The organism is Micromonospora yasonensis, from assembly GCF_026013475.1.
In the GTDB taxonomy this organism is placed as follows: domain Bacteria; phylum Actinomycetota; class Actinomycetes; order Mycobacteriales; family Micromonosporaceae; genus Micromonospora; species Micromonospora yasonensis.
In genome coordinates this window covers 1-12765 of the sequence record NZ_JAPDPH010000039.1, presented here as the reverse complement: position 1 = coordinate 12765, position 12765 = coordinate 1, and the positions used below count along the sequence as shown (strand labels likewise).

The window sequence follows — 12765 nt, the reverse complement described above, 5'->3', positions numbered from 1 at the left end:
GTGGATGCGGGCAACGCACCCGGCACCCCATGGCTGGCCCACCGATCAAGATCGACCAGCCATCACAAAGGTAGGACGGCCTACGCGCAGGTGCCGCTGACGGTGAACCAGCAGGCCGTGTGCGGAGAACTCTTGAAGAAGCGGAGCAGCAGGGTCCCCACCTTCTGCCGCCCGGAAGTGGACGGGTGCGTCCCGTCGGAGCCGAAGTCCGACCGCTCCCAGATGAGCCCGTCGGAGCGCGGCTGGAGACCGTCGGCCCAGAGGTACGGGCCCCAGGCTGCCCACGCCACCGTGCCGTTGTAGTCCAGGTTGCCGGCCCGAGGGTCGATGCCGCCGCCCGACATCTGCGTGATCTGGGCCTGGATCACCCACTTGACGCCGAAGCCTGTCTCGTAGGCGTACGGCTCGGGATTGAGGGTGGTCGTGGCGTAGCCGGCGTAGATCCGGCTGGAGAAGAAGACCTGCTGCAGGTTGGGGTAGCGCCTCTTCAACGCCCGGAGGATGCTGCCCTGTTGGGCCACGAGTTGGTACGCGTCGGCGTTGGACGCGGGCAGGGACACCGACGGGTTCGCGTTGGCGACCTTCACCCAGGCGATCTGCACCTGCCGCTCGGTCAGGCCGAGGGGCGCGAGTCTGGTGTCCCGGACCCGGTCGTAGTTGGCGTCGGTCGGGGAATCCCAGGTGCCCGCGGTCTGGCCGCCCGCGGCGCCGTCGACGATGACGAGTTTGTCGTGGTTGACCTGCGGGTCCGCGGCGGCTTGGCCGATGAAGGAGTGCGGTGCGCACTGCCCGCTGCCATCGGCGGAGCAGAACTCCTGGGTGGTGTTGGACATGCCGATGGAGAGCAGGACGTACTTGCCGTTGGCGCTCGGCGTGCCGGTGGTGTCGACCGGGCGTACGCGGAGGGCCCGATCGATGCCGGCCGCGCCATGGGTGGCGGGCATCGTGTTCCGACCGGCGGGGTAGAGCCCGCCCTGGAAGCCGAGGTACGTGCCACCACCGAGGTCGTTGATGGGCAGTTGACCCGCAGCGACCGCGTCGGGGATACCGACGACAGTGGCCGCCACGAAGGCGGTCAGCGCTGCCAGAAGCCGACGAACATTGATAGTCATGACGCGGAACCTAGGAGCAAGAGTGGCGTTGGTCAATGCCCTGTCGGCGTTTACCAAGCGACGAGAGCGGGCCCAGGGTGACCTCGTCCCACGTCGGCCGGGAGCCGGAGCAAGGCCGGTCAGGTGACCAGTTGCCAGAGCAGGAACGCGTTGAGTGCCACCACGAGGGCCGTGATCACCAGTGCGGCGGCGGTGGTGGCCGGGCGGTTCACCAGGCTGCCCATGAGGTCCCGGCGGCGGGTGAAGGCCACCACCGGGATGAGCGCGAACGGGATGCCGAAGCTGAGCACCACCTGCGACAGCACGAGGGCTCGCGTCGGGTTGACGCCGACGGCGAGCACGGCCAGCGCGGGCAGCAGGGTGACCAGCCGGCGCACGGCCAGCGGGATCCGGCGGCGCAGGAAGCCCTGCATGATGACCTCGCCGGCGTAGGTGCCGACACTGGTCGAGGCCAGGCCGGAGAGGAGAAGGGCGACGGCGAAGCCGAGCGCCGCCCCCGCGCCGAGGGTGCCGGCCAGGCCGGCGTGCACGCCCTCGAGGGTGTCGGTGCCCGGAATCGCGGTGCCGTGGAAGGTGGTCGCCGCGATGAGCAGCATGGCGAGGTTGACCACGCCGGCGGCGCCCAGGGCGATCAGCACGTCGACCCGAATGCCCTTCGCGATGGTCCGTCGCGCGGACTCGCTCGTCGCCGGGATGCGGTTCGGGGTCAGCGCCGAGTGTACGTAGATGACGTGCGGCATCACGGTCGCGCCGAGGATGCCCGCGGCCAGCACCATGCTGTCGGTGCTCTGCATCCGGGGCAGCAGCCCGCCGGCAGCGGCGGACACGTCCGGCTGCGCGGTGAGCAGGTTCACCGCGAACGCCAGGACGATCACCCCGAGCAGGACGGCGATGGCGATCTCGAAGGCCCGGAAGCCGCGGGCGCGCAGCGCGAGCACAGCGAACGCCGCCGCGCCCACGATGAGGCCGCCGGGCAGCAGCGGGATACCGAGGAGCAGGCGTAGGGCGACCGCGCCGCCGATGACCTCGGCCAGGTCGGTGGCCATGGCCACCAGTTCGGCCTGGACCCACATGACTCGGTTGACTGTTCGAGGCAGGTGCTGCCGGCACAGCTCGGGCAGGCTGTGTCCGGTCGCGAGGCCGAGCTTGGCGGTGAGCGTCTGCACCAGCATCGCGGCCAGGTTCGCCGCGACGACGACCCACACCAGCAGATAGCCGTACCGGGCGCCGGCGGTGGAGTTGGTCGCGAAGTTGCCCGGGTCGACGTAGGCGACGGCGGCCACGAAGGCCGGTCCGAGCAGGATGAGGCGCCCTCGTGCCCGGCCGCGGGTACGGGTGGTCCCCGGCGGCGACGCGATGGTGATGTCGTTCGTGACCACGGTTGTGCTCCTTGGCGGCGGGCCGGGTGGCAGCGCGAAGACGGCCAGCTTGGTGTGCGGCGACGCCGCTCACCATCGTTGTGACCAGAAACCCGCGATTCGTTGCTTTGGTTCGGCGTCACACGACCGTGTCCGCGTGGCGAGCTGAACTGACCGAGGCCGGCGAGCTGCCGGACCGCGATGATCGCCGCGGCGCTGAGGCAGCTGGTCCCACCCGGGGGCTGGGCCAGCCGGAGCAGGCCGGCGGCGAGCCGCAGGTCGAGCGCCACCCGCAGGGCCGTCCGGCCGTCCCGGGTGACGGTAAGGGCCACCAGCCCGGCGTACGCGTACCCGTTCATCTGCTGCGGATCGTTGTAGCCGATGAGGGGGTCAACGGAGATGAACCGCCCGTTGTCGGGGTCGTACTCGCGGGCGCCGAGGTGGGTGAGCCCGGTGGACTTGTCGACGGTGCCGCTGACGTACCCCTTCTCGGTCGGCCAGTTCGCCGCCGTGCCGCGCTGCTCCTCCTACGTCCTGGGGTGACATCGCCCGCGCGATGTCGCTGACCGTGGACACCCGGGCCGGGAACGATCCGCGGTTCCGCTGACCCGCCCGCAAGCGCGAGACGGCCTGCTCCAGAGCATCTGGAGCAGGCCGTTCGGGTGCGCATTCGCCCCACCGGCGCCGTGATCGCTACGGCTGCCGACCGATGTTCATCCCGGCTTACCCCGTGCGAGGCGTAGGAGTCAGCACCAGGTCCACCAAGATCGTGAGCCTGGCGCACGGTATGGACCCACCATTCCCGAGTGGGTCTCCCGTGAATCGAGGACGCCTGCCTTGTCCAAGGACCCATCCACAGACCCCACCCCCTACGCGGTCACCAACGAGCCCAGTCGCCGATCGTTTCTGATCCTGTCCGGTGCGGTGGCGGCCACGGCCGCGGTCGGGCCGGCCACGCCCGCCGTAGGCGCACCCGTTGGTGGCCTCGGCCAGTTCAGCTCCTATCCGTTCTCGCTGGGCGTCGCGTCTGGTGATCCACTGAATGACTCGGTGATCCTCTGGACCCGCCTTGCCCCACAGCCGTTGGTGATCGGATCTGGGATGCCGAACCAGCCCGTTCCGGTCCACTGGCAGGTAGCCGACGACGAGGCTTTCACCACGATCGTCCGGGAAGGCGAGACGTTCGCGCTACCGGAGAACAACCACTCCGTGCACGTCGATGTCCGGGGCCTGCAGCCGGATCGCTGGTACTTCTACCGGTTCCGTTGTGGCTCCGAGCTGAGCCCGGTCGGACGAACGCGCACCTTGCCGGCGCTCGGCGCGTCCGTCGCGTCGTTCACCGTCAGCCAGATGAGTTGCCAGAACTGGCAGACCGGATACTTCACGGCCTACCGCTATATGGCCCAGGACGGCATCGACCTTGGACTCCATCTGGGCGACTACATCTACGAGGGTTCGATCACCGCGGTCGCGCCCCGCGACGGCGCGACGGTGCCGGACGAGATTCGTGACCCGTGCCAGTCCGTCGACCAGTACCGCCTGCGCTACTCGCTGTACAAGACGGACCCGGACCTGCAGGCCGCGCACGCGGCCTTTCCGTGGGCGGTGATCCGCGACGATCACGAGGTCAGCAACGACTACCGCGGTGGCGTCGACCAGGGGCCGCAGCAGCTGGCCCGCCGCGCCGCCGGGTACAAGGCGTGGTGGGAGAACATGCCCACCCGCTGCGCCCCGCCGGTCGGGCCGGACCAGCGCATCTACCGGCGGTTCGCCGTCGGCAGCCTGGCCCAGTTCGACCTGCTCGACAGCCGCCAGTACCGGACCGCCGACAACGACCCGCTCGTCTCCAAGCTCGGTAACGAGCAGGAGGCGTGGCTCATCGACGGCATCAACTCCTACGACACGACGTGGCACCTGCTCGCCATGGGCCAACAGCTGGGCGGTGTGGCGACAAGCAGCCCCACGCGGAACCGTATCTACCAGGCCTACTATGACAGGAACGTCAGCCCGGTCATCCTGGCCGGCGACCTGCACTGGACCCTGGTTTCGGACGCGCTGCTCGCGCTACCGGATCCGACCAGCCCGATCGTGGGGACGCAGTTCATCGGCACGTCCATCACCTCGACCGGTGACGGACCGGGTAGCCAGGCCACCAAGGACGGCTGGCTGAAATACCCCTGGGTGAAGTACGCCGATGGCTACCGCGGCTACCTCCGCACGGTCATCACGCCCACGGGCCTGTACAGCACGCAACGCGACGTCCAGTTCGTCACTCAGCCGAACGCGCCCGTGTGGGACGCCCAGAGGTTCTACATCGCGGCGGGAAAACCCGGCGTGCAGCTGGTGTAGCTGAGACAGGGCGCCGCTCGGGTTGGCCTTCGCCGCCTGACTGTAGAACCTTGCCGGTCCGAAGGCCTGGGCACAGCCGGATGTGTGCGCCGCAGGTGCTGTGCCCAGGCCGGTCGGCTGCACGTCGCCTGCGCTCGACGCGCCCAACCACCCTCGCGATCGGCTACCGCTCGCAGGATCCGCTGTCGAGGTGGAAGTACCTGGTGTTGGCCCAGCGGCAGAGCCTTATGCCGACGACTATGCCGGCGATCGTGACCAGTGCGGGGAGGTATCCGCTGGCGACCTGCACGATCGGGATCGCCGGACAGCCACCCGAGATCGCCCAGCCGGTGCCGAACAGCACCGCGCCGGGGACCACGCCGGCATGGATGCGCCCCGGGGCGCGGCGGACGCGCACCACGGCGAACACCACGACGATGATCGCTACGGCGCCGGCGAACGCCAGGAACATGCGAAGATCCTGGAAGGTGAACATGCGGTTCAGTTCGGCGTAGTCAGCGAACCCGATGTTCGCGACGGTGTAGCCGAGAGCCAGCCCAGCGATGATGTTGGCGACGAGTATCGCGCCTCGGGTGTGCATCAGATCACCTTCCACAGCAGGAACGACACGAGGACGCCGGTGCCGAAGAAGACGGCAGTCGCGACGATGCTGACCGGCTGTAGCCGGCCACAGCCATTGAGCCCGTGACCGCTGCTGCATCCTCCGGCGAGACGGGTGCCGAAGCCGACGAGTACACCGCCGACGAACAGCGCGCCGATCATCGCGATCGGTTTGTCGGTCACGATCTGGCTGAAGGCGTCGCCCATGTCGAGCCGGAGCTGGAATCGGCCGGCGGTAGCCGCCGCTACCCACCCGCCGACGAAGACCGACAGGAGCAGGGCGACCTGGCTGACCAAGGGCGCCGGGAGCAGCCTCGCCATTGAGGAACTCCCCGCCGCTGGCGGTGGCACGTCCTGTCCCGGAGCCCGCGCGTCGCCGTGCGGAGCGGGACGCGCGGCAGGTGCAGCCGAACCGGCTCCGAACTGGTCGGCGGTGGCTACGGCGAGAGCCTCGATGAGGACACGTTCGTCAGCGAACTGGGCGTTCACTCGTTCGACACGGCGTTCAGCGCGCCAGTGCAGCACGCGGTCCCACGCCCCGGACACCCCGAAGGATCGATCGGTCGTGACGGCGTAGTTGATGGTGGTGAGGGCGAGTCCGGCAGCCCCCGCCCACCAGGGCCAGTATTCAGTCATGCGGGACCTTCAATCCATTCTGCGAGTCGGGCCCACCAACGGGCCCGTCGAGGCGCGGGTGGGGTCGATGCGGTTCCGGTGGGGTGCGGGCCGTGTGCGGGTGACCCGGTGTTGAAGCCTTGGGCGGCTGCCGGTGCCGGGTTGGGCTCCCGGGCCGGCGCCGGCTCGAACTGCTGCGAAACCGCCGGATCGAGCCGTGACGGGGGTGTCTGGCTTGCCGTGTCCGGCCCGTCACCGGCGGGTATGCGTCCCAGATATATCGCGTCGGCTCCATTCGGCAGGAGCGTGATCGGTACGAGCTGGCCCGTCCGGGACAGCTCGTACCGAGCACAAGTCCGCCAGCCCTCCGCACTGTCGCAGTAGTAGTTACGCCAGTCGCGCAGGCTTGCGTTGAGCAGGGGGAAGAGGGGGCACTCCCGAGCGTGTAAGCAGCCCATGTCACTCCGATCTGGCCAGCCTCACCGGGACGATTGGGCGGGATGGCATGAGTTGGAGGGGTAGGTCTCGGTCAGCGAGCATACATACCGTATGGATGAATAGCGATCCCGAGGTGATCATGCCCGAGGTCCCTTCCAGCGGCCTGCCGACAGGTAATCGCGCACGACGAGCCCCCGCGTGCCGTCCTTGTTGCGATGCGGCTGTCCCCGCCGATGTGCAGTGCGACAGGCAACCAGCACCGGCACGGGCGCAGGCATGTTCAGACCCGCAGAGGAGTCTTGATGGGTATTCGTCGACCGTTCGCGGTCGGGGCCGCATTCGCCTTGGTTCTCACACTCAGCCCTGCTGTCGCCTCGGCCGTCGTCGATGTCGGCTCGCCCGGCGTCGACGGGCTTGATGTCCGGCGTGCGGGGCCATCCGTACAGCCCACGGACGGGCAAGTCAGCGCGGCGCGCGAGTTGGTCGCCGCCGCGGGTGCCGGTACTCGGGTCAGTTGGGACGGACGGTTCGGCACGCCGCGGACGATCCGCAAGGACGGCGGCTGGCTCACCGGGCCCAGGTCGGGAGATCCCGTCTCGGTGGCCCGGTCGTTCATCGACGTCAACCGTGATGCGTTCGACCTCACGGCGGCGGACGTCGCGTCGCTCGCCGTCGTACGCGACCACGAGCTCGTCGGTACCGGAACGCATGTGGTGAACTTCGCGCAGACGTACGCGGGCCTGCCGGCGGTGCGCGGTGGCCGCCTCGGCGTGGCGGTGACCAGCGACGGCAAGGTTCTCTCCTACGCTGGAAATTCAGCCCGTAGCGGCGCGCTGCTGGCCACGCACAAGCTCTCCGCCGCCAAGGTGCTGGAGGACGTGGCGGGCAAACTCGCCCCCGGGGTGGCCTTCACCGCTCTGCCGGCCGGCGACCGCGCCGGCTTCCAGGTGTTCGCCAAGGGGCCGTTCGCCGGCGAGTCCTACGTGCAGAAGGCGACGTTCCCGACCCGGGACGGCGCCCGGCCCGCCTACCGGGTGCTGTTCATCAAGGCCCTTGACGAGGCGTGGGACACCGTCGTCGACGCGGCGACCGGGGAAACGTTGTACCAGGCGTCCCTGGTGGCGCACGACGCCGAAGGCACCGTCTACGAGAACTACCCGGGTGCTCCGGCCGGCGGCGCCCCGGTGGTCAAGTCGTTCGGGCCGACCGCCCAGTCTCGCTCGGGTTACGTCGATCCGACCGGGCTGGTGGGCCTGGCGGGCCCGACGACGGCCGGCAACAACGCCAACACCTACGCCAACTACTCGAACTTCCTGGTCCCCGCCGACCAGGGGCCGCGGCCGGTGAGCCTCACCGGGCAGTTCAACTACGCGTACGCCGCGAACTGGGCGCGCAGCAAGGGCCAGTCCGTGCCGCCGGCCTACCTGTCGGATCTCGATCCGGCGGCGACGAACCTGTTCTGGCACCACAACCGGATCCACGACGAGTTCCGGGCGCTGGGCTTCACCGAGTCCGCCGGCAACTTCCAGGTCAACAACGGCGGCCATGGCGGGCAGGGCGGCGACCCGGTGCTGGGTCTGGTCCACGCCGGGGCGGCCACCGGTGGCGCGCCCACCTACACCGGCCGAGACAACGCCTACATGCTCACCCTCCCCGACGGCATCCCCGCCTGGAGCGGCATGTTCCTGTGGGAGCCGATCAACGACAGCTTCGAAGGGCCGTACTCCGACGGCAACTTCGACGCCTCCGTCATCGAGCACGAGTATGCGCACGGGCTGTCCAACCGGTACGTCAGCGGCGAGGACAACGCCCTCAACACCCACCAGTCCGGCTCGATGGGCGAGGGCTGGGGCGACTGGTACGCGTTGAACTACCTCTACGGCAACCAGCTCGCCACCACGGCCGTGGTCGGCCAACACGCCACCGGCAACACCGAGCGCGGCATCCGCAATTGGAGCTACGACCAGAACCCCACCAGCTACGGCGACATCGGATACGACCTCGGTGGCCCAGAGGTCCACTCCGACGGGGAGATCTGGACCGCCATCGTGTGGGACATGCGCAAGGCCCTCGTCGCCCGGTACGGGGAGGCCATCGGCGGTGAGATCGCGGCACGGCTGATCACCGACGCGATGCCGCTGTCCCCGGCGGACCCGTCGTTCATCGACATGCGCGACGCCATCCGCACCGCCCTGGACAACCGCTACCACAGCCGCTCCGACTACGCCGCGCTCGTGGAGGTCGTGTACGGCGCGTTCGCCAAGCGGGGCCTGGGCCTGCACGCCGTCAGTGACGGCGGCGACGACACCGACCCCATCCCCTCCTACGAGCACCCGAACCCGGCCCGCAACGGCACCCTGACCGGCACCGTCGTCAACGCCGCCACCGGCAGACCCATCCCCGGCGCGCGCGTCATGCTCGGCGTGTTCGAAGCCAGGGTCACGCCGCTGCGGACCTCGTCGACGGACGGCGGGTTCTCCGCGCCGGTGGCCGCCGGCACCTACCCGGTGACAATCGCGGCCGACGGCTTCGGGGCCCGGACCTTCCCCGGCGTCAAGGTCACCGCCGGCAAGACCTCGGCGTTGCGGTTCGCCCTCGCGCCCAACCTGGCCTCGGCCGCCAACGGCGCCACCGTCGTCTCCGCCACCACGACGGGCGCCGCCCGCCTGATCGACGACACCGAGGCCAGCAGCTGGAAGACCGCCCCGGGCACCGGCAACGCCGTGATCAAACTGGCCGCCCCGGCCCAGATCTCGTCGATCCAGGTCAGCGCATTCACCACCGCCCGATTCGAGGGCCTGCGCGGGTTCACGCTGCAGATCTCCACCGACGGGACGACCTGGCAGACCGCCCTGACCAAGGCCGACGCCTTCAGCTACCAGACGCCTCGGCCGACCGCGCCTGACCTGCACTACAAGCAGTTCACCCTGCCGAAGCCGGTGCAGGCGCAGTACGTGCGGTTCTGGGCCGACACCGCGCTCGGCGAGACCAAGACGGACGTGCAGACCGCCGAGCTGCAGGTCTTCTCACCGGCCGCGACCGGGGTCGAGCCGCTGCCGCCGTCACCGCCGGACGCGCCGGTGACCGAGGCCGGGGTGATCGTCACCGGAAACCCGTCCACCGGGACGGCCGACGACGCCACCGGCGTCACGGCCACGGCGTTCAAGACGGCCTGTGCGGTGCCGGCGGCGCCGGCGCAGGGCGCGGACGGCTGGGTCACCCAGTTGCCGGACAGCTTCGGCGACGGCGCCCACGAGGTGCACGTGAGCAGCGACAGCGTTGCCCCGTACGACTTCGACCTGTACTTCTACGACGAGTCGTGCACCCTGCTCGGTTCAGCGGCCTCCTCGGCCGCGGACGAGTCCGGCACGATCCCCAGCGGAACCCGATACATCCTCACCCAGCTGTGGCTGGGCGCCGCGGTCCCGTTCACCCTCACCGCGACCGACACCAAGTGAACTGACCGACTACCAGATCCCGGATGCGGGGTGGTGCCCGCCGGCAGGCCGGCCGCACCACCCCGCCGCCGTGAGCCAGCCCCGCGGACCGGACACCCATCCTGCCGGGAAGATCACCGGAACTGCTATCGCCCTGCGGAAGGAGCGGCGGCGATCGCCAACAGTTCCGCCGCGAGGGCGGTCGGGGTACGGCCCAGCCAGAGGGCGTGCAGCGGGCGGGTCAGCGGGAGGCCCTCGACCCGAAGCTCGACCAGTTCTCCCGCGGCGACGGCGGGCGCGGCTGCGCGCGCGCTGATCACACCGACGCCACCACCGGCGCGGACCGTGGAAAGGATCGTGGTGGTCGAGCCGAGGCTGATGGCGTGCGGCAGCGACGGCGCGAAGCCGAGGGCATGCTCGATCGCGTTCAGGAACGTGTCGCGGGTGCCGGAGCCCGGTTCACGCAGCAGCAGGGGCTGATCGGCGAGGTCGGTCGGCCGCAGTCCGCGCCAGGCGTGCGCGGCGAGCGGATAACTGGCGGCGACGACCAAGGCGAGCCGGTCGTCGCCCACGATGCGGGCACTCAGGTCGGCAGGGATGTCGGGTGATTCGACGAACCCAAGGTCTACCGCGCCCGAGCGGACGGCCTCGACCACGCCGTGGCTGTTCGCGACGTCAGCCGAAATGCCCAGCTCGGGATGGGTGCGGCGCAGGCTCAGCAGCCAGGCCGGCAGCAGGTACTCGGCCACGGTGAGGCTCGCCGAGATACGCAGCCGCGCCTGCCGGTCGGCGCGCAGCGTCAGAACTCCGTCGGCGAGGTTCTGCGCGGCGTCGATGACGTTGCGCGACCAGGTGACGACCGCCTCGCCGGCGGGCGTGAGAAGGCTTCCGCGTCGCGACCGCACCAGCAGCGGTACGCCCAGCCGGCGCTCCAGCTTCGCAAGCCGCGCGCTGGCGCTGGGCTGGGTGATCCCGTGCGCCCGCGCCGCGCGCCCGACGCTTCCCGTCTCGGCGACGGACAGCAGCAGGTCGAGCGCCGGCAGATCGCTTATCCAGGGCGGCAGTGGCATCCCGCGCAGTCTGTCACAGACGCTTGGGTGTTCGACCCGTCCCGTGCCTCGTCACCTGTCCAGCAGGTATTGCAGACCCAGGCTGGTCGAGCTGACCGCGACCCAGAGGATCAGGCCGAGCAGCAGCGGCCGGGCACCGGCGCGGCGGAGGGCGGCCACGTCGGTGGAGAGGCCGACGGCGGCGAGGGCGATCGCGATGAACAACAGCGCCACCTGGTGCAGAGCGGCCTGGGCGGCGGCGGGAATGAGCCCACCGGTGTTCAGCGCGGCCACGGCGAGGAATGCGACCAGGAACCAGGGCACGAGGGTGGCCGCGAGTCGGGCCTTCGACGCCTCCGGCAGGTGCGCGCGGCGGCGGGTCAGGGTGGTGAGGACGAGGACGATTGGAATGATCATCAGGGTGCGGGCGAGCTTGACGACGACGGCGTATTCGACGGCGTCCTGGCCGTAGGCGCCAGCGGCGGCCACCACCGAACTGGTGTCGTTGACGGCGGTGCCGGCGAAGAGCCCGAACGCGTGCGCGCTCAACCGCAGCGCGTGCCCGAGCGGCGGAAAGATCAGGACGGCGGCGACGTTGAAGAGGAAGATCGTCGAGATCGCGTACGCCACGTCGTTACTCTTCGCCCGAATCGCCGGTGCCGTGGCCGCGATGGCGGACGCGCCGCAGATACCGGTGCCGACACCAATCAACGTGCGCAGATCGCGGGGAACACCGAGCCGCCGGCCCACCAACCAGGCCAACAGCAGGCACACCCCGAGCGTGCCCAGCATGACCGGCAACGACCCCGCGCTCACCGACAGCACCTCGTCGAGCGACAGCTGAGCGCCGAGAAGCACGACCGACAACTGCAGCAGCAGACCCTTGGCCAGGCTCAGCCCCGGCTTCAGCGCCTCGGACCGGCGCCGCGCCAGCGGGCTCACCAAGACCCCGACGACAACGGCGAAGACGGGCGCACCGACCACGGGGACCAGCGTGCCGGCAACCGCCGCGGCGAGTCCCAGCAACACCGCCGCGCCGAGCCCGGCAGCCTGGACGGGTACGCGGCGGCGGGTGCGCACGTCAGCAAGAACGATCACGATTCCAGGCTTCGCCTGCGCGGCACCCCCCGGTAGCGAACATTCCCGGACCACCGTCATAGGCAGCACCTATGACCGAATTCGCCACTGTTCCGGCCCACTGGCCGGCTTGGCCGCCATCCCGGCGGGCACTGAAGTGACCCGCTGAGAGATGCCAAGCCAGGAGGTATCCGGTCTCAGCCGGCGGTCGCCGGTGACGGCTTCCTTCTGGGGTGTATGACGTCAAACCCGCGGTGAGCCGAGGTGATGCCCGGCGACTATGAGCGGTATGGGACTGCGGGAAGGCGGTGGACCGGGTCAGGACTTGTTACAACGTCGTGAGGACGTGCGGCAGGCCAACTTTCTGGAACTGTTCGTCGACCTGGTGTTGGTGTTCGCCCTGGCCGGGGTGGTCAGCCGGGTCGCGCGGGACCTGGTCAGCGATGACGTTATCGTCCGGTGGCGGGCGATGGCCTACATGCTCGTGCTGGCGCTGCCGCTGATCTGGTTGTGGATCACGACAGCGCACATCACCAGCTGGTTCGACCCACGCCGCCCCAAGATCCAATGGATCGTGCTGGCCAGCGCGTTCGGGCTGCTGGTCATGTCGTCGTCGCTGCCGTCCGCGTTCATCGGCCGCGGGTTGGCATTCGTGGTGCCGTACGTGATGCTGCAGGTGGGCCGGCCGCTCATCCTGATGCCCGCGCTGCGCGGACACCCCCTGCTCGCG

At 69.8% G+C, this 12765-nt stretch carries 9 protein-coding genes and 1 pseudogene; 3 read left to right on the top strand and 7 right to left on the bottom strand.

The features are described from left to right. Positions 1 to 80 precede the first annotated feature (80 nt). The 3 genes and pseudogenes from ONA70_RS11270 to ONA70_RS36935 form a co-directional block, all read right to left on the bottom strand. Complete coding sequence (locus ONA70_RS11270) at positions 81 to 1112, bottom strand: hypothetical protein (RefSeq protein ID WP_265006328.1); 1032 nt, start codon at positions 1110 to 1112, stop codon at positions 81 to 83. A 119-nt stretch (positions 1113 to 1231) separates the two neighbouring features. Continuing rightward, positions 1232 to 2491, bottom strand: coding sequence for an Nramp family divalent metal transporter (locus ONA70_RS11265; RefSeq protein ID WP_406601183.1), 1260 nt, complete (start codon positions 2489 to 2491; stop codon positions 1232 to 1234). A 317-nt stretch (positions 2492 to 2808) separates the two neighbouring features. Then, positions 2809 to 2994 (bottom strand): annotated as a pseudogene (locus tag ONA70_RS36935) (RHS repeat-associated core domain-containing protein); the annotation flags it as partial. 400 nt (positions 2995 to 3394) lie between these two features. On the opposite strand from ONA70_RS36935, the gene ONA70_RS11260 reads away from it, so the two are divergent. After that, positions 3395 to 4819, top strand: a complete 1425-nt coding sequence (locus ONA70_RS11260; RefSeq protein ID WP_265006327.1) for an alkaline phosphatase D family protein — start codon at positions 3395 to 3397, stop codon at positions 4817 to 4819. Between the two features lie 163 nt (positions 4820 to 4982). Here ONA70_RS11260 and ONA70_RS11255 read toward each other — a convergent pair whose 3' ends face one another. Together ONA70_RS11255 and ONA70_RS11250 are read right to left on the bottom strand one after the other, a co-directional pair. Next, entirely contained in the window at positions 4983 to 5399 is a 417-nt protein-coding gene (locus tag ONA70_RS11255) for a YeeE/YedE thiosulfate transporter family protein (protein ID WP_265006326.1), read from the bottom strand. Beyond that, positions 5399 to 6055 (bottom strand): YeeE/YedE family protein, encoded by a 657-nt coding sequence (locus ONA70_RS11250; protein ID WP_265006325.1) that lies wholly within the window; start codon positions 6053 to 6055, stop codon positions 5399 to 5401. The genes ONA70_RS11255 and ONA70_RS11250 overlap by 1 nt, the downstream gene beginning before the upstream one ends. A 1016-nt stretch (positions 6056 to 7071) precedes the next feature. Between ONA70_RS11250 and ONA70_RS11245 the strand changes: the two genes are divergently transcribed. Further along, positions 7072 to 9930, top strand: a complete 2859-nt coding sequence (locus ONA70_RS11245) for a M36 family metallopeptidase (protein WP_265006324.1) — start codon at positions 7072 to 7074, stop codon at positions 9928 to 9930. 125 nt (positions 9931 to 10055) lie between these two features. Here the strand turns inward: ONA70_RS11245 and ONA70_RS11240 are convergent, their stop codons facing one another. Both ONA70_RS11240 and ONA70_RS11235 read right to left on the bottom strand, forming a co-directional pair. Next, on the bottom strand, positions 10056 to 10979 hold the full coding sequence (locus tag ONA70_RS11240; protein WP_265006323.1) for a LysR substrate-binding domain-containing protein: 924 nt from the start codon (positions 10977 to 10979) through the stop codon (positions 10056 to 10058). 51 nt (positions 10980 to 11030) lie between these two features. Continuing rightward, complete coding sequence (locus ONA70_RS11235; RefSeq protein WP_265006322.1) at positions 11031 to 12116, bottom strand: YeiH family protein; 1086 nt, start codon at positions 12114 to 12116, stop codon at positions 11031 to 11033. A 208-nt stretch (positions 12117 to 12324) separates the two neighbouring features. Here ONA70_RS11235 and ONA70_RS11230 point away from each other — a divergent pair. Beyond that, on the top strand, positions 12325 to 12765 hold a 441-nt coding region (locus ONA70_RS11230), incomplete at its 3' end, for a low temperature requirement protein A (RefSeq protein WP_265006321.1).